This window comes from Leisingera sp. ABM4_103 (genome assembly GCF_056158685.1).
In genome coordinates this window covers 13,254-33,607 of record NZ_JBSWTU010000009.1, presented here as the reverse complement: position 1 = coordinate 33,607, position 20,354 = coordinate 13,254, and the positions used below count along the sequence as shown (strand labels likewise).

The 20,354-nt window shown below is 68.0% G+C and carries 20 protein-coding genes; 11 read left to right on the top strand and 9 right to left on the bottom strand.

The features are described 5' to 3' along the window. Positions 1 to 5: 5 nt before the first annotated feature. The 7 genes from ACXAED_RS24660 to ACXAED_RS24630 are packed head-to-tail and all read left to right on the top strand — an operon-like array spanning position 6 to position 7,793. Positions 6 to 1,352, top strand: coding sequence for an FHA domain-containing protein (locus ACXAED_RS24660; RefSeq protein WP_475054417.1), 1,347 nt, complete (start codon positions 6 to 8; stop codon positions 1,350 to 1,352). Next, positions 1,336 to 2,286: a PP2C family protein-serine/threonine phosphatase gene (locus ACXAED_RS24655; protein WP_475054415.1), complete on the top strand. Its 951-nt coding sequence runs from the start codon at positions 1,336 to 1,338 to the stop codon at positions 2,284 to 2,286. The genes ACXAED_RS24660 and ACXAED_RS24655 overlap by 17 nt, the downstream gene beginning before the upstream one ends. Then, positions 2,283 to 3,473, top strand: coding sequence for a hypothetical protein (locus ACXAED_RS24650; RefSeq protein WP_475054412.1), 1,191 nt, complete (start codon positions 2,283 to 2,285; stop codon positions 3,471 to 3,473). The genes ACXAED_RS24655 and ACXAED_RS24650 overlap by 4 nt, the downstream gene beginning before the upstream one ends. Before the next feature lie 56 nt (positions 3,474 to 3,529). After that, positions 3,530 to 5,584 (top strand): dynamin family protein, encoded by a 2,055-nt coding sequence (locus ACXAED_RS24645; protein WP_475054411.1) that lies wholly within the window; start codon positions 3,530 to 3,532, stop codon positions 5,582 to 5,584. After that, on the top strand, positions 5,581 to 6,573 hold the full coding sequence (locus ACXAED_RS24640; protein WP_475054410.1) for a dynamin family protein: 993 nt from the start codon (positions 5,581 to 5,583) through the stop codon (positions 6,571 to 6,573). Before ACXAED_RS24645 ends, ACXAED_RS24640 begins: the two co-directional genes overlap by 4 nt. 57 nt (positions 6,574 to 6,630) lie before the next feature. Beyond that, positions 6,631 to 7,014 carry a hypothetical protein gene (locus tag ACXAED_RS24635; RefSeq protein ID WP_475054407.1) on the top strand — a complete coding sequence of 128 codons (384 nt, stop codon included), beginning with the start codon at positions 6,631 to 6,633 and terminating at the stop codon, positions 7,012 to 7,014. Beyond that, positions 7,011 to 7,793, top strand: a complete 783-nt coding sequence (locus ACXAED_RS24630) for a hypothetical protein (protein WP_475054406.1) — start codon at positions 7,011 to 7,013, stop codon at positions 7,791 to 7,793. The genes ACXAED_RS24635 and ACXAED_RS24630 overlap by 4 nt, the downstream gene beginning before the upstream one ends. A 21-nt stretch (positions 7,794 to 7,814) precedes the next feature. Here the strand turns inward: ACXAED_RS24630 and ACXAED_RS24625 are convergent, their stop codons facing one another. The 4 genes from ACXAED_RS24625 to ACXAED_RS24610 all read right to left on the bottom strand — a co-directional run bounded on the left by ACXAED_RS24625 (position 7,815) and on the right by ACXAED_RS24610 (position 10,820). Next, on the bottom strand, positions 7,815 to 8,342 hold the full coding sequence (locus ACXAED_RS24625) for a redoxin domain-containing protein (RefSeq protein WP_475054404.1): 528 nt from the start codon (positions 8,340 to 8,342) through the stop codon (positions 7,815 to 7,817). Between the two features lie 77 nt (positions 8,343 to 8,419). Next, positions 8,420 to 9,172 carry a hypothetical protein gene (locus tag ACXAED_RS24620; protein ID WP_475054402.1) on the bottom strand — a complete coding sequence of 251 codons (753 nt, stop codon included), beginning with the start codon at positions 9,170 to 9,172 and terminating at the stop codon, positions 8,420 to 8,422. A gap of 284 nt (positions 9,173 to 9,456) precedes the next feature. Continuing rightward, entirely contained in the window at positions 9,457 to 9,789 is a 333-nt protein-coding gene (locus ACXAED_RS24615; RefSeq protein ID WP_475054400.1) for a GYD domain-containing protein, read from the bottom strand. Positions 9,790 to 9,929: 140 nt separating this feature from the next. After that, on the bottom strand, positions 9,930 to 10,820 hold the full coding sequence (locus tag ACXAED_RS24610) for a LysR family transcriptional regulator (protein WP_475054398.1): 891 nt from the start codon (positions 10,818 to 10,820) through the stop codon (positions 9,930 to 9,932). Between the two features lie 105 nt (positions 10,821 to 10,925). Here ACXAED_RS24610 and ACXAED_RS24605 point away from each other — a divergent pair, with 105 nt between their 5' ends. Both ACXAED_RS24605 and ACXAED_RS24600 read left to right on the top strand, forming a co-directional pair. Further along, a complete protein-coding gene (locus tag ACXAED_RS24605; RefSeq protein WP_475054397.1) occupies positions 10,926 to 11,216 on the top strand; it encodes a putative quinol monooxygenase in 291 nt (96 codons plus the stop codon). 22 nt (positions 11,217 to 11,238) lie between these two features. After that, positions 11,239 to 12,255 carry a zinc-binding alcohol dehydrogenase family protein gene (locus ACXAED_RS24600; protein WP_475054394.1) on the top strand — a complete coding sequence of 339 codons (1,017 nt, stop codon included), beginning with the start codon at positions 11,239 to 11,241 and terminating at the stop codon, positions 12,253 to 12,255. 20 nt (positions 12,256 to 12,275) lie between these two features. Here ACXAED_RS24600 and ACXAED_RS24595 read toward each other — a convergent pair whose 3' ends face one another. Then, on the bottom strand, positions 12,276 to 12,734 hold the full coding sequence (locus ACXAED_RS24595; protein ID WP_475054392.1) for an Lrp/AsnC family transcriptional regulator: 459 nt from the start codon (positions 12,732 to 12,734) through the stop codon (positions 12,276 to 12,278). A 113-nt stretch (positions 12,735 to 12,847) separates the two neighbouring features. On the opposite strand from ACXAED_RS24595, the gene ACXAED_RS24590 reads away from it, so the two are divergent. Both ACXAED_RS24590 and ACXAED_RS24585 read left to right on the top strand, forming a co-directional pair. Beyond that, positions 12,848 to 14,050 (top strand): methionine gamma-lyase, encoded by a 1,203-nt coding sequence (locus tag ACXAED_RS24590; protein WP_475054390.1) that lies wholly within the window; start codon positions 12,848 to 12,850, stop codon positions 14,048 to 14,050. A 22-nt stretch (positions 14,051 to 14,072) separates the two neighbouring features. Further along, positions 14,073 to 16,469 (top strand): 1-deoxy-D-xylulose-5-phosphate synthase N-terminal domain-containing protein, encoded by a 2,397-nt coding sequence (locus ACXAED_RS24585; RefSeq protein WP_475054389.1) that lies wholly within the window; start codon positions 14,073 to 14,075, stop codon positions 16,467 to 16,469. Between the two features lie 43 nt (positions 16,470 to 16,512). Here the strand turns inward: ACXAED_RS24585 and ACXAED_RS24580 are convergent, their stop codons facing one another. From ACXAED_RS24580 to ACXAED_RS24565, 4 genes are read right to left on the bottom strand one after another with little or no spacing between them, the layout of a single operon-like run. Then, positions 16,513 to 17,286: a LamB/YcsF family protein gene (locus ACXAED_RS24580; protein ID WP_475054387.1), complete on the bottom strand. Its 774-nt coding sequence runs from the start codon at positions 17,284 to 17,286 to the stop codon at positions 16,513 to 16,515. A 9-nt stretch (positions 17,287 to 17,295) separates the two neighbouring features. Continuing rightward, entirely contained in the window at positions 17,296 to 18,312 is a 1,017-nt protein-coding gene (locus ACXAED_RS24575) for a 5-oxoprolinase subunit C family protein (RefSeq protein ID WP_475054386.1), read from the bottom strand. Then, complete coding sequence (locus ACXAED_RS24570; RefSeq protein WP_475054384.1) at positions 18,309 to 19,055, bottom strand: 5-oxoprolinase subunit B family protein; 747 nt, start codon at positions 19,053 to 19,055, stop codon at positions 18,309 to 18,311. Before ACXAED_RS24570 ends, ACXAED_RS24575 begins: the two co-directional genes overlap by 4 nt. Beyond that, complete coding sequence (locus ACXAED_RS24565) at positions 19,055 to 20,350, bottom strand: TRAP transporter large permease (RefSeq protein ID WP_475054382.1); 1,296 nt, start codon at positions 20,348 to 20,350, stop codon at positions 19,055 to 19,057. The genes ACXAED_RS24570 and ACXAED_RS24565 overlap by 1 nt, the downstream gene beginning before the upstream one ends. Positions 20,351 to 20,354 lie beyond the last annotated feature (4 nt).

Here is a 20,354-nt window from a genome sequence, read left to right as displayed (position 1 = left end):
TGGGTATGAAGTTCATCAAGGATATCATCGGTGAAAAGCGGGAACGGGTCCGCCTGGACGGCCCAACCACGGCCATCGCGGAACCCGTGCAGCCGCCCGCGGAGGATACCTGCAGCAGCGCTCCCCTGAGCCTCGGCCACGGCTTCCGGCTGGACCCGGACCCGGCTGCAGACCCAGCGCCTGCCGCGTCTGCAGGCCTGCCGGAGGATTTCCGCGGTTTGCAGCCGGCGCCGGCGCCTCTTCCGCAAGCGGACCCGGAGGATAGCCTCGATGGTTTGAATGCGGCTGCGCCGGACGAGGACGCCATTGCCGCCTTTTTCGCCCGCGAACAGCCGCCGGCCGCCGAGCCCGCAGCACAAGAGTACCCGGACACTGCCGCCTTCTTCGACACCCCGGACGATGACCGCGCGCATTTGGAGCCTGTGGAAACGCCGGATGAGGACGTCTATGCCCCGCAGCAAGCAGAAGCGGAGGAAGATGAAGTAGAAGTGGAGGAAGATACGGCGGATCCTTTTGGCGCCGATCCGGATTTCGGCCGCCTGCAACCGCCGGAGCCGGCAGAGGACACCGCCAAGCCCTACCGGATCTTCACGCGCAGCAACGCCGCCGGGCGGGAACTGGACACCGCGGCCGACGACGGCGAACCCGCGCCCGCGGCCCCTGCCCCGGCTCTGCAGCCTGAACCGGAGCTTGCCCGCACACAGGACACTCAGCAGGCCAGTGTTCTCCAGCCTGACCCCCCTGCCCGTCAAGCTGCGCCCGCTCCTGAGCCTCAGCCTGCACCGGAAGCCCCGCCAGCAGCCGCGCCGCAGGCCCCTGCCGCCGCACCCATCGACGTGCCCGCGCCCTCGATGGGCCGCGGCGCCAGCCGCGCGGGCCGCGTCAAGACCCGCCTTCTGGGGTTCAGCCCTGCCCAGGCGGCCGGGAGCGACCCCTTCGCCCGCAGCTCGGAAAGCACGGCACCCGGCTACACCCAGTTCCCGGTCGGCTGGCTCGCCATCGTGCAGGGCCCGGGCCGCGGCGCGGCCTTCACCCTGTTCAGCGGCGTGACGGTCATTGGCCGCGGCGAGGACCAGACCGTGCGGCTGGACTTCGGCGACAACAGCATCTCCCGCGACAACCACGCCGCGATCGCCTTTGACCCGGAGCAGAAAGCCTTCTTCATCGGCCACGGCGGCAAGGCCAATCTGGTGCGCCGCAACGGCCGCCCCGTGCTCAGCACCGAGGAGCTGTCGGCGGGCGACGTGATCCGGATCGGCGAAACCACCCTGCGTTTCGTGCCCCTGTGCGGCGCGGACTTCGGCTGGGACCAGCCGCAACACAGCGATGCCGCAGATGCTGCGTTCCGCTGAGGTCGAATACGACGCCGCGACGGCCATCAGCCAGGGCCGCCGCGAGCGCCAGGAGGATGCGGTTGCCGCCGATTTCCCGGCCGGCACCGGCACCGGCTTTGCGGTGCTGGCCGACGGCATGGGCGGCCACGCGGCCGGCGACATCGCCAGCCGCATCGTGGTGACCGAAGTGTTCAGCGAACTGAAGCTGCAGGCCGGGGACCCTGCGGCACTGGAGCAGGCCATCGGCGCGGTGCTGCAGCAGGCCGCCAGCGGCGCCGACGCCTGCCTCGGCGAATACGCCAGCCACCAGCCCCAGGCCCGCGGCATGGGTGCCACCCTGCTGGCGCCGGTGCTGTTTTGCGACCGGCTCTACTGGATCTCGGCCGGCGACTCGCCCCTTTACCTGTTCCGCGATGGCCGCCTGATCCGTCTGAACGCCGACCACTCGATGGCGGCGGAATTCGACGGCCTGGTGGCAGAAGGCCGCATGGACCCGGCAGAGGCCGCCAGCCACCCGGACCGCCACTGCGTGACCTCTGTGCTGACCGGCGCCGGCATCCCCCGCATCGACTGCCGCAGTGCTCCGGTGCGCCTGCAGGCGGGCGATATCGTGCTGGCCGCCAGCGACGGGCTGCAATTCCTGCCCGAAGACGAAATCGCTGCCGTGCTGGCCGCCGAATGCCGCAGCCCCAGCGCCCGTATCGGCGCGGTGCTGATGCAGCGGCTGGAGGCGCTGGACGCGCCGGAGCAGGACAACGCCGCGCTTTGCGTCATCAAGCCTTTCGACCCGCACGCCACGGACCCGGATCCGGTACAGCCCGCTCCGGCACCGCAGCAACAGACCGCGGCGCCCCGCCACCGCGCCGGCCGCCGCGTGATCACCCTGCTGGCCTCTGCGACGTGGTCCGCCGCGCCCGCCGCCAGCCGCAACAAGACGGATGCACCGGTGTGAGCCTGCCCCAGAGAGACATAACGCCGCTTGCAGGCCAGCTGGAGCACACCCTCAGCTCCGGCCTGCTGCCATCAAATGTCAGCGGCTGGGGCAGCCAGCTGCTGCAGCGCCTGCGCCAGCCGGTGCAGGTGGCCGTTACCGGCGCACCGGGCAGCGGAAAATCGGCGCTGATCGACATGCTGCTGGGCCGGGTGGTGACCGGCAGGAACGCCGCCGGCCTGCTGACCCGGATCTGCCATGGGCCACAGGAACAGGTGGAGTTTGAAACCGCTACGGGCGAACGCCTGCAGCAGGCGGGCTGCCTGGCAAACGCTGCGGTGCCGCCCGGCGCGGTGCGGGCGCGCCAGTATCTGCCCGACCCGCGGCTGCGCACCCACAGCTACACCGAAATCCCGTTGTCCGGCCCTCCCGCCCGCCAGCAGGAGACACTGCAGCAGGCCGCTGCCATGGCAGACATCGTCCTGTGGTGCAGCGAAACCTTCCCGGAGGCCGATCAGTCCCTGTGGGCGGCCATGCCCGACCGCACCAAGGACCACAGCTTCCTGGTCCTCACCATGGCCGACCGCCAGATCATGCGCGGTGCCCTCTCCGGCCTGATCGAGGCGCTGGAGCCGGTGGCCGCAGAGGAGTTCCTTGGCGTCTACCCTGTGGCCGCGATCCAGGGGCTGACGGCGCAGGCAGCCGACACCCCGGCGGAAGACCTCTGGCGCTCCAGCGGCGGCAAGCAGCTTGCGGATGATGTAAAACGCCAGATCGACCTGGGCCGCGCCTCGGACGCGGATCAGGCTGAGCTGCTGATCCGCCAGTTCGGCGGAGAGCCCTTGGCAGACACACCCGCTCCCGCAGCCGCAACCGCTGAAACCCAGCAAGCTCCAGCCGCCAGCCTGGCGGCCGCGCTGGACCAGCTGCAAACCGGCGCCGAGGACATGCTGGCCCAGGCCGAAGCGGCCGGCGGCCCGCAGGCGGGACCCGTTCTGGCACAATGCATGGATCTGATCCGCGGCCTGTCTGCCTCGCTGGAGGCCCTGCCCGGCAGCGCCGCGTTGACGGCTGCAAAAGAGGCCGCCCAGGACGGCGAGGAGCTCCTGATGCTGTGTCAGCTGGAACAGGACGAAGACGCGGCCATCGACGCGGTGACGCTGCTTTTCCAGCTGAAAAAGGAGCTTGCCGAAGACCCGCCCGGATAAAGCCGCCCGGAAACGCGCCCAAGCAACAAGCCGATGCAGGAACAGAAGACCAAGCCATGAACATGGAAGCCCAGATCGAGAGTGCAACCGACATCCGTGCCTCTGCGCGGCCGACCAACCTGAACGCCGGGCTGGAGCCGCTGGCGGCCTTCGCCCGCAAGGCGCAGCGGCTGGACACCGCGCTGGCCGCCCTTGCCGGTGTGTCAGGCGAGCGCGTCCGGCGCAGCCTGACCCGCCTGCAGGCGGAGCTCGGCACCTTTGAACCCAGCGTCACCCTGCTGGGGCAGGTGAAATCCGGCAAGACTTCTCTGGTTAACGCGATGGCGGGCTGGGCCGACCTGCTGCCGTCTGATGTGAACCCCTGGACCTCGGTTGTCACCTCGCTGCACCTGGAGCCGGGCGAAACCCGTACCGAGAACAAGGCCTGCTTCCAGTTCATGACCGAGGAGGAATGGGACCGGCTGCTCAACAAGGGCGGCCGCATCGGCGAAATGGCGGGCCGCGCAGGCGCGGACAGCGAGCTGCAGAAGATCCGGACCCAGATCGAGGAGATGCGTGAGCGCTCCCGCCAGCGGCTGGGCCGCAAGTTCGAGCTCCTGATGGGGCAGAAGCACGAATACGGTTATTTCGACAAGAACCTGATCGAACGCTACATCTGCCTCGGCGACGACTTCGGCGACGAGGAGCCGGGCGCGCTGGACGAACAGGGCCGCTTTGCCGATATAACCCGCGCCGCCGACCTCTACCTCAATTGCCGGGCTGTGCCGCACCGCCTCTGCCTGCGCGACACGCCGGGTGTCAACGACACCTTCATGATGCGCGAGCAAATCACCATCCAAGCGATCCGCGACAGCCGCATCTGCGTCGTTGTGCTGTCGGCAGGCCAGGCGCTGACCTCGGTCGACATGGGGCTGATCCGGATGATTTCCAATCTCAAATCGCGCGAGGTGGTGATTTTCGTCAACCGCATCGACGAGCTGGCCGACCCTGCAAATCAGATCGCTGAGATTGAGGCCAGCATCCGCCAGACCCTTGCCGACCACCACGGCCCGCAGGAGGCCGCGATCCTGTTCGGCAGCGCCTATTGGGCCAATAAGGTGCTGACCGGCGGGCTGGAGGACATGGACAAAACCAGCTCCGCCGCGCTCCTGAATTGGGCCGAGGCTTCGGTCAACGCCTCCCACGCCAAGGCCACTGCCCAGAACATGGTGTGGGAGCTGTCGGGCATCCCGGCACTGAACCGCGCTGTCTCTGAACGCATCGCCGCCGACCTCGGCACACCGCTGCTGGCGCGCATTGCCGCCTCCGCGACCACCGCCGCCACCGGCCAGCAGGCCGCCAACGCGGTCCTTGTGCAAGGCGAGGGCAGCAGCGGCGGCGCCAGCATGCACGACGTCCGCACCGCCTTTGAGGATCTGTGCCAAACCCATCTGCAAGCGCTGGAGGCGGAGATAGAAGTCGTCCTCGGCGCCTTCCGCGACCGCGCTGACCGGGCGCACGCCACCTTTACGGACCGCGCCACCCACGCGCTGATCGACCATCTGGAGAAATGGGGCGAAGACTGCCATTGGGAGTACGACCCGGCCGGGCTGCGGATGCTGCTGCGCTCCGCCTATTCCGTTATGGCCAGCCGCCTGCAATCCGCCGCGCAGACCCGCTATGAGGCCGCCGTGCAGGATGTGGCCGAGCTGCTCTACGACGGTTTCGGCCCGGCGGTCGAGGGCATCCAGCTGGCGGTGCCCGAGGTGCCCCAGCCCGCCTCGCCCGTCGCCCTGGCGCAGTCCATTGCACTGGATTTCAACGACAGCTGGTGGGCCTCCTGGTGGCGCCGCACCCGCGGCTACAAGGCCTTTGCCAAGCAGTTCCGCAGCCTGATCGAGGGCGAGACCGAAGATTTCATGACCCAGCTCAAAACCGTGCAGACGGCAGAGGCCAGCGCCGCAATCCTCGCCCGGCTGCAGGCCTTCCTGGACGAGCAGCGCGACATCCTGCTGGAAATCGCTGACTGCAGCCGCGGCGACATGCAGGCGCTGTTCGCCGGCGAGGAGGCCCGCCAGCGCCAGTCCCGGACCGCCAATGCCTTGGAAACCCTCAGGAGCTTCACCGCATGACCTATCAAACCGCCATCACCGCCACCCTCGCTCCGGACGCGGCCCCGGCGCGCAAGCCGCGCCTGGCCTTGATGGGTGAATTCAGCGCCGGCAAAAGCACGCTCACCAACCTGCTGGCCGGCCGCGCCCCGCTGCCCACCCGCGTCACCGCCACCCGCCTGCCCCCGGTCTGGCTGTCGCACGGGGCCGAAGGTGCCCGCATCATCGGCACCGATGGCAGCGATACTCCGGTGCCGCTCGAAGACATCGCTGATGCGCCGCTGGAGAGCACCGCTTTGATCCGCCTGACCCTGCCCGCCGAGGCGCTGGAGCTGTGCGACCTGATCGACATGCCGGGCATTTCCGACCCCAACATGCCCGCCAGTGTCTGGCAAAACCTGCTGCCCGAAGCCGACAGCGTTATCTGGTGCACCCACGCCACCCAGGCCTGGCGCCAGTCCGAGGCCGCGGCGTGGGAGGAGATTTCCAGCCATATTAGCGGCCCCAGCACCCTGCTGATCACCCACTACGACAAGCTCCGCAATCCCCGCGACCGGGACCGCGTGCTGCGCCGCGTGCAAAACGAAACCGGCGATGCCTTCAACGCCATCTTCCCGCTGTCGCTCAGCCAGGCGCTGACCGCGGGCGAAGATATGGAGGCCTGGAAGACCAGCGGCGCCGACCGCTTTGTCGAATATCTGGTGGACCTGCTGCTGAACTGGGAAGAGCCCGGCCGCCGCCCGGTCCAGGCCGCAACCCCTGCTCTGCCCCTGCCTGCCGCGCAAGCCTCACCGCAAGCGGGCGGAGGACCGCGCGCCGAAGTGCTGGATTTCGGCAGCAAGCGCGAAGCCGCCGCCCAGGTACAGCCGCAGACACAGGTGCAGGCCCAGGCGGGGGCCGGCAGCGCCGATCCCGCCAGCCGGGTGATGCCGCGCCGCGTGGCTCCTCCCGCCAAGCGCAGCCAGCGTCCGGGCCGCGACCGCCCTGAAACCCAGCCTGCCGGAGACTGATACCGCCATGCCAGCCGCTGCCGCCCCGGATTGCCTGCGCCGCAAAGGAGACCCAAGGTGACGCTTGCCCGCCAGCTCGACACCCTGCGCCAAAGCGCGGATGGCTGCCGCCTGGCGGCCTTCGGCGATCTGGGCGCCAGCATCGTCCTGCGCAGCAGCAGCGCAGCCAGCCACCCGCAGGAGTACCTCGACGCGCTGTGCCAGCAGGCCCGCCGCGGCTTCCTGCTGCTTGACGCCGCGGTGCAGGCCGGGCCGGAGGCCGCCCGCCCGCCCGCCGATGACATCCTCATGCTTGCCCCAGGCGAAGCCCGCCTTTGCATCCGCGCGGCCGACGGATCCGGCGACGCGCTGCTGTGCGTTTGCAGCGACGCAGACACCGCCGCCCGCCTCGCCGCCCCGGCCCGCACACTGCTGGCCAGCCTGAACGGAGGGGCAGGATGACAAGCCCCGCCCGCCAGATCCCGGGCGCTGAGCCCGCCCCGGACGCGCTGCACCAGGCGCTGCGGCAGCTGGCGCAGCCGGTGCAGGCGCTGACCGCCCGCACACAGCACGCCGCCGCGGGGCGGGAACCGCTGCTGCCCGCCGTGCTGCGCGAGATCGGGGAGACAATGCTGCCGCGCGAGATCACCCTCTGCATCGGCCAGACCCCCGCCGCCATTCTCATCGCCGCCCACCGCAGGCTCGCAGGCCTAACCCTGGAGGGCACGGCGGAGGCGGGCACTGCGCCGGAGGATCCCGCCGCCGCCGCCCGGCTGTTTGCCGCCCGGCTGAGCAAGCTGGAGGCGGAGGCCGCAGGTGCCGGGTTCTCTCTCCGCCGGCGCCCCTGCAAGGCGCCGGAAGGCGCAGGGAGCTGCACACCGGAAATGCTGAAGGAAGCACTCGCCTCCCCTGCCCGAAACCCGCTCAGCAGCATCCGCGCCGCTGCCGCAAAACACGCGCTGGCATGGATCCACTGCAGGCCTAGCAGGCAAGCACCGGACACCGGCGGTCCCGCGCCCCTGCTCAATCAGCTGCAAGCGGTCCGCAGCGCCTATGCTGCCAGCGCCGCCCGCCCGGGTTCGGCCAGAATGCCTGCCCGCAAGCCGGACTGCACGCTGCTGCCGGTGTCGCCTGAAATCCGCATTCTGGCGGCGGCGCACGAAGAGGAGCTCCTGCTTCTGGCCCTGCCGCCCGAAGCTGTTCCCGGCCTGATCGAAACCTGGAACGCCCTGTTCTCCTGATGTCTCCCGGCCCGGCGCGGGTCAGACCGTGCAGCCCGACGGGCCGCAGCCGTCCACGGCCCCGTCCGGCGCCGTGCCCGCCGCCGCCGACGACGCGCCTTCCGCCATCAGCGTGGCAATTTCCGCCCCCAGCCGCAGCTCCGGGACCTCGCCGAAGTGATGCGCGCGCAGCTCCCCGTCCTTGCCGATCAGCAGCAGGCTGGGCGTTCCGCGCATCCCGTAGGCTTCCATCGTGCGCGGCAGCGGCCCGTCGCCGGGGCGGTCAACGGCCACCGGAAAGGTAATCCGGTATTCCTTCAAAAACGCCTCCAGCGACACCGGCGTCATCGCCGCATGGTGCTCAAACACCGTGTGCAGGCCCAGCACTGCCACCCGGTCCTGCGGAAAGGCGGCTCGCACCTTCTGCGCCAGCGGCAGTCCATGGCTGACACACCCAGGGCACAGCATCTGGAACGCTTCGATAACCACCACCCGGCCCCGCAGCGACTGCAGGGTGACGGGACCGGGGCTGTTGAACCATTGCACGGTATCGAGTTCGGGGGCGGGCATGTCTTTCTCCTTGTGTCCGCTCAGTCAGAAGCGCCGCCCCGGCCCGCCCGCCAAAGGGGCCGCCGGGGCAGCAGATGTCACAGCTTGCCCGGCAGGCTCAGGTCGCCAGAGGCCACATCGAACACATCGGTCACGCACAAGAGCGGCGCGTGGATATTCGCGTTCACCCTCAAGGCCGCCGTCACCCCGTCATAGGCCGCGCCCTCCAGCGCCACGTCCCGGCCAAAGGCTGCCGTCACCGCAATTTCCGGCCCGTCGAACACCGGCGAAAATCCGGGGCTGTCAAGAAAGATCGGGAATCCGGGCCAGGTCGCGGGCAGCTGCGGGGTTTCGCCTTCCGGAATGTCCCGCACCGCCAGCGCGCCGGGGCCGCAGGCCTCAGTGGGGGTCAGCACCACCCAATGGCTGTGCCAGACCACCCCGTCATTGGCCGGGTCACCGTCCCCGTTCTCGTCATACAGCGGCGTGTCGTCGAAATCCGGATGGCTGGTCGCGGCCAGCGCAAGAATACCTGTGCCGCCCTCAAAACCGACTGCCGACGGGTCCAGCGAGGTCGGCCAGACATAGGACAGCACCCCTGCCCCGCCCACGGCGCCAGCCGCCTCCGGCACCTCAGCGCCTGCATCGCCGTTGGTGGTCATATGAAAGGTGACCAAGTTGCCGTTGCGGTGGGCATGGGCCGCCAGAATGTCAAAAGCCGCCCGCGTTCCCTCCGCTGCTGCCGACAGGACAGCGCCCTCCTGATTTACCGCATGGGCGTGGCCGTCATCCGCCAGGGCCGCGCCTGCGGCCAGCATCAGCGCCGCGCCCGAAATGATTGAAATCCGCATTGCCAGAGTCTCCGGTTCAGTTTGTGATGACTCCTTTTAGTTTCGACTCGCTACATTATGCAAGTATTATTTCGACTCGCTATCATTAGGCCGAACTGGAACCTATCTGACCCGCACCGCAGACATCCGCACTTGAGGGGCAGCGCGCGCCAGCCCGCCGCCCCTCAAGCGGAAATTTCGGGGAAGGCCCCCCGGAAGCGCGCCCCTCTAGCCTCCGCGCACTGATCGCAGGCGGCTTCCGCGCAATGGATCTGTCAGATTACAAAACCCGGCTCAGGTTTCGCTTACTGGCCGGGCGCCTTGTATGCGCTTGCAATGCTGCCGGCTTTTTTCTGCATTTCGGTGAATTCACCCGAGGTGAAGGCGCGCACGGTCTTGAGATTGCTGACCGCGCCGCTGGCACCGGCCGCGATCAGCCCCGCCAGCAATGCAGACACATCGTCAATGTTCACCTGGATGGCAAAATCGCTTTCCCCCGTGGTCAGGAAAAAGCTCTCCTGGGTGCCGCCAGCCGCTTCGACAAGAGCGCGGGACGCAGCCTCGCGGTCACTGGGACTTTCGACCATCGCCTTCATGGCAGAGGACGTATAGCAACCGGTCACGATAAATCTTGGCATTCTGACTCTCCCTGGGGGTGGTGAGGCGAGCCGCTCCTGGGCACGATGCCGGACAGTCCGGCCCGCATGCCCCCGGGGCCGGATAATAGCACAGACCGGGTCATTTGGCATTTGAAACCGGATCGGGGCCAGCGCCCGCGCTAAGTCCTGACCGCCAGCGCCGCGCTAATCGCCTCCGCCAGAGCCCGGACGCGCCGCGGCTGCGCGCGCCCCGGCGGGAACATCATCTGCAGCGGATTGGGCGGCGGCAGATAGTCTTCCAGCAGCGCCACCAGCCGCCCGGCCTTCAGGTCGCCCGCCACATCCAGCTCCGATTTCAGGATGATCCCCTGCCCCGCCAGCGCCCATTGCCGCACCAGCCAGCCGTCATTCACGGTCTTGTTGCCGCGCACCGTCACCGCCTGCTGCGCCTTGCCGCTGCCAAAGCGCCAGACATTGTCCAGGGTCCGCCCGAACCGCATCACCAGGCAGTTGTGCCCCGCCAGATCGCCCGGCTTCGCCGGCGCGCCATGCGCCGCGATGTATGCGGGCGCGGCGCAGACAATCCGCTGAAACTCTCCCAGGCTGCGGATGCGCAGGGTGCTGTCGGTCACCGCGCCAAACCGCAGCGCAATATCGAACCCCTCGCCGACGATATCGACATACCCGTCGGACAGCGACAGCTCGACCGAAATCGCCGGATGCGCGGCAGCAAAGTCGGCCACCACATCCGACACGATGCTGCGGCCCAGATCCACCGGCGCGCTGACCCGCACCGGCCCCGACAGCGTTTGCGCCCCGTGGCGGATACGGGCATCCAGATCGTCGACCTCGCCCAGCACCACCCGGGCGCCCTCCACCAGCGTCCGACCCGCCTCCGTCAGGCTGATGGAGCGGGTGGTGCGGTTGAACAGGACCACACCGTAATGCGCCTCCAGCGCCGCCAGCCGCTCTGAAACGGTGGTGGCCGACAGCCCCAGCTCACGCCCGGCGGCCACCAGGCTGCCCTTCTCGGCAATCTTCAGAAACAGGCGGATGTTGTCGATCAGCATTATGCGGATTCTCCGGATTATCATTCCGACCTTGGCCCGTTTATCCGGAAATCGCCAGCGCGTATCTTCCCCTCAGCAAATCGACACACCCAAAGGACCAAGCCAATGCCCAACCTGACCATTGTCGCCAACATCACCGCAAACCCCGGCAAGACCGATCTGGTGAAGGCCGAGCTGGAAAAGCTGATCGCCATCACCCGCGCCGAAGAGGGCTGCATCACCTACGATCTGCACCAGGACAACGAAAACCCCGCCCACTTCATGTTCTATGAAACCTGGGAGAGCCGCGAGCTGTGGCAGACCCACATGCAGGCCCCGCACCTGGCGGCCTATATGGCCGCCACCGAGGGCGCAGTGGCCGAATTCACCCTGCACGAAATGACCCTGATCGGCTGAGACCACGCAAGGAAGGACCAAAATGATGAAAGCTGTAGGCTACACCAGCACCGGCCCCATCGACCGCCCCGGCGCGCTGATTGATTTCGAGACGGACAAGCCCGAACCCGCAGGCCACGACCTTCTGGTCCGGGTTCAGGCGGTCTCGGTCAACCCGGTGGACTACAAGATCCGCCAGAACCGCGCGCCCGAGGGCGACAGCCCCGCCATCCTCGGCTGGGACGCGGTGGGCGAGGTCGTCGCAACCGGCGGGGCCGCCACCCGGTTCAAACCCGGCGACCGCGTCTGGTACGCCGGTGCCATCGACCGCCCCGGCACCAATGCCGAATACCACCTGGTGGATGAACGTATCGCGGGCCGCGCCCCAGCCTCCGCCGCCAATGCCGCCGCCGCGGCGCTGCCGCTCACCACGCTGACCGCGTATGAGATGCTCTTCGACCGGCTGGAGGTGGCCCGCCCCGTGCCCGGCGCGGCCAATGCGGTTCTGATCATCGGCGGTGCCGGCGGTGTCGGCTCCATCGCCATTCAGCTGCTGAAACAGCTGACGGATGCCACCATCATCGCCACCGCCTCGCGTCCCGAAACGCAGGACTGGGTGCGGGAGCTTGGCGCAGATCACGTGATCGACCACACCAAACCGCTGCCGGACCAGATCGCTGCCCTTGGCATCGGCGCCCCTGCCTTTGTCTTTGCGACCCAGCACTCCGGCAGCTACGTGCCGCAGATCGCAGAGCTGATCGCTCCGCAGGGCCGCTTCGGGCTGATCGACGACCCCGAAAGCTTTGACATCATGCCGTTCAAGGGCAAATCCGTGTCGATCCACTGGGAGCTGATGTTCACCCGCTCGCTGTTCACCACCGCCGACATCGCCCGCCAGGGCGCCATCCTCGACGAGGTCTCAGAACTGGTCGATGCAGGCCGCATCAAGACCACCGCAACCGAAGCCTTTGGCACCATTTCGGCCGCCAATGTCACCCGCGCCCACGCGCTGCTGGAAAGCGGCAAGGCCCGCGGCAAGATCGTGCTGGAGGGCTTCTGACGCCCCCCTCTGCCAACCGGTCAGGAAGCCGGCGGGAACACTGCCGTCTTCTTGACCGTGCCGTAAACGAAACTGGTGTCGATCGAGGCAATGCCGCCAATCGGGTGAATGCGGTTGCGGATGAAACTCTCATAAGCCTCCAGGTCCGGCACCAGCACCCGCAACTGGTAATCCATCGCCCCGGTCAGCACATGGCACTCCAGCACCTCATCCATCCGCCGCACCTTGCCTTCAAAGCTCTGCACGTCGGTTTCATTGTGCCGCTCCAGCCGGATCCGCACAAAGACGGTGATCGCCATGCCATAGGCGGCGGCGTCCACATCGGCGCTGTAGCCGCGGATCACCCCGCTCGCCTCCAGGTTCCGCACCCGGCGCAGGCAGGGCGAGGGCGACAGGTTCACCGCCTCGGCCAGATCCTGGTTGGTCATCCGCCCGTCCCGCTGCAAGGCGCGGATGATCTGTCTGTCTTTGCTATCCATAAGGTCCCCGCTTGGCAGATTCTGCCAAAAGCTATCGTCATACTGGCATAATTGGCAATCCATCACCCTCCGGACAGGCGCAATATGACAATAACAGAGATCAGGAGCCCGACATGAAACGTTCCGCAGGATTTGCCACCCGCGCCATTCACCACGCCTATGACCCGCAGGACCACGACGGAGCGCTGACCCCGCCGCTGCACCTGACATCGACCTTCACCTTCGAGACCGCCGAAGCCGGCGGCGAGATGTTCGCGGGCGAGCGTCAGGGCCATATCTACAGCCGCATCTCCAACCCCACCTGCGACCTGCTGGAACAGCGCATCGCGGTGCTGGAAGGCGCCGAGGCGGGCCTCGCCCTCTCCAGCGGCATGGGCGCGATCACCGCGGTTCTATGGACGCTGCTCTCGCCGGGCGACGAGGTGATTGTTGACAAGACCCTTTACGGCTGCACCTTCGCCTTCATGCGCCACGGGCTGGCGAAATGGGGCGTCACCATCACCCACGTCGACATGACCGACCCGGAAAACCTGCGCGCAGCGGTCTCCGAGAAGACCCGCGTGGTCTATTTCGAGACTCCGGCCAACCCCAACATGCGTCTGGTCGACATTGCCGCCACCGCCGAGATCGCCCATGCGGCCGGCGCCACCGTGGTGGTCGACAACACCTATGCCACCCCCTACCTGACCCGCCCGATCGAACACGGCGCCGACATCGTGCTGCACTCCGCCACGAAATACCTGGGCGGCCACGGCGACGTAGTGGCTGGCCTGGTCGTGGGCACTGCCGAGCAGATCGCCGAAATTCGCCTCGTTGGCATGAAAGACATGACCGGCGCGGTGATGGCGCCCTTCAACGCGATGCTGATCCTGCGCGGCATCAAGACCCTGAACCTGCGGATGGACCGCCACTGCGCCACCGCCCGCACCGTCGCCGCCTATCTTGAGGCGCATCCCGCCGTCGGCGCGGTGTATTTCCCCGGCCTCGACAGCTTTGCCCAGCACGGTATCGCGGAACGGCAGATGGACCAGCCCGGCGCCATGATCGCCTTTGAGGCCGAGGGCGGCCTGGCCGGCGGCATCGCCCTGATGAACCGCCTGCAGATGATCCAGCGCGCGGTCTCGCTGGGCGACGCCGAAACCCTGATCCAGCACCCGGCGTCGATGACCCACTCCACCTACACGCCCGAGGAGCGCGCCGAGCACGGCATCAGCGACGGCCTGATCCGCCTGTCCGTCGGGCTGGAAGACGCCGACGACATCATCGCCGACCTGGAACAGGCCCTGCCCCCCGCAGCGCTTCAGGCCGCCGAGTAAACCGCCCCTCAAGGAGACCGCCATGCGCCCCGATCCTGCCCATCTCAAGACCATCGAACAGCGGCTGCTGTGGCTGTCGCACTGGATGGTCCACCACGCCAACCACATCCGCCCCAAGGCGGACGGCATCAAGGTGGGCGGGCATCAGGCATCCTCCGCCTCGATGGTCTCGATCATGACGGCGCTCTATTTCTCCGCCCTGCGGCCCGAGGACCGGGTGGCAGTGAAACCCCATGCCGCCCCGGTCTTTCACGCCCTGCAATACCTGATGGGCAACCAGACCCGCGAGAAGATGGAGAACTTCCGCGGCTTCGGCGGCGTGCAGAGCTACCCCAGCCGCACCAAGGACGTGGACGACGTGGACTTCTCCACCGGCTCGGTCGGGCTGGGCGTGGCAATCACCTCCTTCGCCTCGCTGATCCAGGACTACATCACCGCCAAAAGCTGGGGCGCAGACGCCCCGATGGGGCGCATGGTGGCCCTGGTCGGCGACGCCGAACTGGACGAGGGCAACATCTACGAAGCCCTGCAGGAAGGCTGGAAAAACGATCTGCGCAATTGCTGGTGGATCATCGACTACAACCGCCAGTCGCTCGACGGCATCGTCCGCGAGGGCCTGTTCGAGCGGATCGAGAAGATCTTCGACGCCTTCGGCTGGGACGTGATGCGGGTGAAATACGGCGTCCTGCAGCGCGCCGCCTTTGCCGAACCCGGCGGCGACAAGCTGCGCGGCTGGATCGACGCCTGCCCGAACCAGGAATACTCCGCCCTCACCTTCATGGGCGGCGCGGTCTGGCGCCAGCGGCTGCTTGACGACCTCGGCGACCAGGGCGACGTCACCGCCCTGATCGAACGCCGCAGCGACGAGGAACTGGCCGGGCTGATGGAAAACCTCGGCGGCAACTGCGTCGAGACGATGGCCGAGACCTTCGATGCCATCGACCACGACCTCCCGGTCTGCTTCCTGGCCTATACGGTCAAGGGCTGGGGCACCCCGATCGCGGGCCACAAGGACAACCACGGCGGCCTGATGAACGCCACCCAGTTTGCCCAGTGGCAGACCCACATGGGCGTCGCCGAAGGCCAGGAGTGGGAGCCCCTCGCCACCGTCCAGGACCCGGAAGACTTACGCAAATTCCTGTCGGAGGTGCCGTTCTTTGCCCAAGGCACCCGCCGCTATGCCGACACGCGGCTGGACGTGCCGGAAATCGCCGCCCCTACCGGACGCGAGATTTCGACCCAGATGGCCTTCGGCAAGATCCTCGACGATCTCTCCAAGGGCAGCAGCGCGCTGGCCGACCGCATCGTCACCACCTCGCCGGACGTGACCGGAACCACCAATCTCGGGCCTTGGGTGAACCGGCGCAAGCTGTTCTCCCGTACCGCCCAGGCCGACGCCTTCATCGAACACCGCATTCCCTCCACCGCGAAATGGGAGTTCACGCCGGAGGGCCAGCATATCGAGCTGGGCATCGCCGAGATGAACCTGATGCTGCTCTTGGGCGCGGCGGGCCTGTCGCATTCGCTGTTCGGCAAGCGGCTGATCCCCATTGGCACGGTCTATGACCCCTTCGTCAGCCGCGGCCTCGATGCGCTGAACTACGCTTGCTACCAGGACGCGCGCTTCATTCTCGCGGGCACGCCCTCCGGCGTCACCCTGGCCCCCGAAGGCGGCGCGCACCAGTCCATCGGCACCCCGCTGATCGGCATGTCCCAGGACGGCCTCGCCGCCTTTGAACCCGCCTTCGCGGATGAGCTGGCGGTGATCATGCAATGGGCCTTCGACTATGTGCAGCGCGATGGCGAGGGCGACCCGGACGAGCGCACCTGGCTGCGCGACGAAACCGGCGGCTCGGTCTATCTGCGCCTCACCACCAACCCGCTGGAACAACCCGGAAAGCGGGCGGACGACGCCTTCCGCCAGGGCACCATCGACGGTGCCTACTGGCTGCGCCCGCCGGGGCCGAACTGCGAGGTGGTGATTGCCTACCAGGGTGCGGTGGCCCCCGAAGCGATCAAGGCCGCGGGCATGATTGCCGAGGCGCGCCGCGACATCGGCGTGCTGGCAGTGACCTCCGCCGACCGGCTGAACTCCGGCTGGACCGCCGCCCAGCGGGCGCGCTCGCGCGGCAATACCGCGGCGCAGTCCCATGCCGAAACCCTGATGGGTGCCCTGCCGCCGCACTGCAAGCTGATCACCGTGATCGACGGCCACCCCGCCACCCTGTCCTGGCTGGGATCAGTGGCGGGCCATCAGACCATCCCAATGGGGGTGGAGCATTTCGGCCAGACCGGCACCATCGGCGATCTCTACCGCCACCACGGCATCGACGCCGCCGCCATCGTCGAAAAGGTGAACGGCCTCACCGCAGGCAAACAAGCCGCCCGCGGCGCCTTTACCGCTATGGCGCGCAGCTAAGGCCTTTAAAAAAGCGGGGGCGATCTGCCCCCGCCCCACGCTTTTACAGCACTTCGCCGCTGAACTGGGCCAGCTCGACGCCGCTCTCCTGCAGCGCGCGGCGCACATCGGCGGCAATCGCTACCGCCGCGGGCGTGTCGCCATGCAGGCAGATGGTGTCGATCCGCGCCGGGATCCGCTTGCCGCTGGCGGTGATGATGGCGCCTTCGCGCACCATCTCCACCATCCGCCGCCCGGCCTCTGCCGGATCATGGATCACCGCGCCGGGCAGGCTGCGGTCCACCAGCGTCGCATCGTCGTTATAGGCACGGTCAGCAAAGATCTCACAGGCCGTCTTGCAGCCCAGCTCCTGCGCCGCCTGCTGCTGCGCGGTGCCCGCCAGCACCATCACGATGATTTCCGGGTCCACCGACAGGGCCGCCTGGTAGCAGGCCCGCGCCATCGCGATATCTTCCGAGGCCATATTGGCCAGCGCCCCGTGCAGTTTCAGATGCCGCACCGCGCCGCCCGCCGCGCGCGCCATTGCCTGCGCCGCGCCCAACTGGTAGCGCACCATATTGCCCAGCGTCTCATGCGCCACCGACATCCGGCGGCGGCCAAAGCCCTGAAGGTCGGGAAAACCCGGATGCGCGCCGATGCCGGTGCCCTTGGCCACCGCGTGTTTCATCGTCGCCGCCATCACATCCGGATCGCCCGCATGATAGCCGCAGGCGATATTGGCCGAGGTCACGATATCCAGCAGCCCGGCATCATCGCCCAGCGACCAGGCGCCAAAGCTTTCGCCCATATCGGCATTCAGATCGACAGTTCGGGTCATGTCATCTCCTCACAAGACATCTTCTTCACCGGCAATCACGCCGCTGATCAGCTGATAGGACAGCAGGTTCGTCATGCTGCGCGGGTCCCGGATCAAAGGAAAGCACTGGCTGCGCAAGCCCTCGCGCCGCTCCGCCTCTGCCCGCTCCAGCTCTACCGCCTCCTCCAGCGGAATGAAACGGAAGTGCAGCTCCGCCCCCGCCGCCGCCTGCGCCAGCAGCGGCAGGTCGCAAGGCACTACGGTGCCGATCCGGGGATAGCCGCCGGTGGTCTGGCTCTCCGCCAGCAGCACATAGGGCGTGCCGTCGCCGGTCACCTGGATGTCGCCGGGCGTAATCACCTCCGACACCACCGTGCGCGCACCGTCGGGGCGGAAGCCCTCGCCATCGCTCTCCACCGGCACGCCCATCCGGTTGCCGCGGGCGCCGCGGCGGAAGCTGGTCTGCTCGAACCGCGCCAGTTCAGCCTGCGGGAACAGCGCCGTCTGCAGGCTCGCCACAACCCGCACGGTGCCGCCCTCGAACCGGTCGTCCGGTGCCAGCCCCAACCCGGTGGTGCGGCCGCTGTCAGCGCCGGTGTCCAGCACATCGCCTTCCGCCAGCGGCGCGCCGATGCCCGCCGCCAGATGCGCAGAGCGCGCGCCCAGATGTTCCGGGGTCTGAAACCCGCCGCCCACGTGCAGATAGCCATAGCTGCCGCTGCGTGCCGCGCCGATCACCAGCCGCGCCCCCGCAGGCAGCAGGTGGCTGGCGTTCCAGGCCACGGCGGCGCCGTCGATGCTGGCCCGCATCGGCGCCCCGGTCAGCGCGATGCGCAGATCGCTGTCCGCCTGGAACTCGCCGCCCATGCCGGCCATCTCGACCGCCGCCAGATCCGCGCCCTGCCCCAACAGCGCCGCGCCCTCGGCCAGCGCCAGCCGATCAGCAGCGCCGCCGCGCGACACCCCGTATTCCAGCCAACCCGGGCGGCCGAGGTCCTGAACCGTCACCCCTGGCCCTGCGCGCAGTACGGTCAACGTGCCGGTCATGACAGATCCTCCGCCTTGGCGCCGCCCAGCGGATCGCGCCGCAAGCCCTGCAGCTCTTCCGGCGTCACCGGGGTGAATTGCACCTCATCGCCGGGGCGCAGCAGGAACGGCTCCTCCGCATCCGGACGGAACAGCCGCACCGCGGTCTGGCCTGCGTGCATCCAGCCGGTCGGCGTGGCCACCGAGAACAGAACCAGCTGCCGGATCGCCACCGCCAGCGCGCCTTCGGGGATGCGGGTGGTCAGCTGGGTCTGGCGCGGTATGTCCCAGGCCTCCGGCAGCTCGCCCAGATAGGGCTGGCCGGGGGCAAAGCCGATGGTCTGCACCCGCACCCGCGCCGCCGACAGCGAGGCCACCGCCTCCGCCTCCGTCATGCCCGCGGCCTCTGCCGCCTGCGGCAGCTGCGGCGCCAGCTCGGTGCCGAACACCGCCGGGATCCGCCACAGGCGGCGCTGACCGGGCAGCTCTGCCGCGTACCAGTCGCGCTGCGCCAGCAGCGCCCCCAGCCGCGCCCGCAAGCACGCATGGTCCAGATGCCGCAAATCAAACCGCACATAGGCCGAAACCAGCGAGGTAGAGACTTCCTCGACCCCGTCCCAGCTTTCCTCGGCCAGCGCCGCGCGGAACGCCAGGGCGGCGCGGTTGGCCGGCTCGCTCAGGCGGCTGCCAAAGCTCACCAGCATCCCGTCCACCCCCACCGTGCGGATTTCTGGGCCGGGTGTTGCTGCGCTCACCTCAGCCATCACATCTGCTCCGGCAGGAAGGTCACGATGGAGGGGAACAGCACGATCAGCACCAGCGCCACGACCATCAGGAAGAAGAACGGCAGCGCCGCCTTGGCCACGGTCAGAATGTCCCGCCCGGTCAGCGATTGCAGCACAAACAGGTTGAAGCCGACCGGCGGCGTAATCTGCGACATCTCCACCACGATCACCAGGAAGATGCCGAACCACAAGGGATCAATCCCCGCCTCCAGCACCATCGGCATGATCACCGAGGCGGTCAGAACCACCACCGAAATCCCGTCGAGGAAGCAGCCCATGATCACAAAGAAGATGGTCAGCGCCGCCAGCAGGGTGAAGGTCGACAGGTTCAGCGATCCGATCCACTCCGCCAGAATGCGCGGAATGCCGGTGAACCCCATCGCCACGGTCAGGAACGACGCCCCCGCCAGGATAAAGGCGATCATGCAGGAGGTGACGGTCGCCCCCATCAGCCCCTCGGTAAAGCTCTGCCGGGTGAGCGAGCCGGACTGCCACGACAGCAGCAGCGCCAGCACCACGCCAACGGCGGCGGCATCGGTGGGCGAGGCAATCCCCGCATAGATCGAGCCGATCACCCCGCCGATCAGCAGCACCACCGGCAGCAGCCTGCGGGCGCGCTTCAGCTTCTCGCGGAAGGTGGCCGCAATGTCCTCAGTGGGCAGCTTGCTGCGGTTCAGCAGCGCCCAGACCACCACATAGCCGACGAAAAGACCAACCAGCAGCACGCCGGGCAGCACGCCTGCGACAAACAGCCGGGCGATGGATTGCTCGGTCGCCACACCATAGACGATCAGGATGATAGACGGCGGGATCAGCAGCCCCAGCGTGGCGGACCCGGCCAGCGTGCCGATCACCAGCTTCTCAGGATAGCCGCGCCGCGCCAGCTCCGGGATCGACAGCTTGCCGATGGTGGCGGCGGTGGCCGCGGACGACCCCGACACCGCAGCAAAGATCCCGCAGGCAAAGACGTTCACATGCAGCAGCTGCCCGGGCAGCCGGTTCATCCAGGGCGACAGCCCGGTGAACATGTCCTCCGACAGGCGCGAGCGGAACAGGATCTCGCCCATCCAGATGAACAGCGGCAGCGCCGCCAAGGCCCAGGAGTTGCTGTGGCCCCACATGGTGGTGGCCATCACCAGCCCCAGCGGCGCCTCGGTGAACAGCGCCATCGCGGCGATGCCCACGCCCAAGAGGGCAAAGGCCACCCACAGGCCGGCGCCCAGGAACAGGAAAAGAAGGACCAGAAGAATGATGGAAAGCGCGGCAACCGACATGATG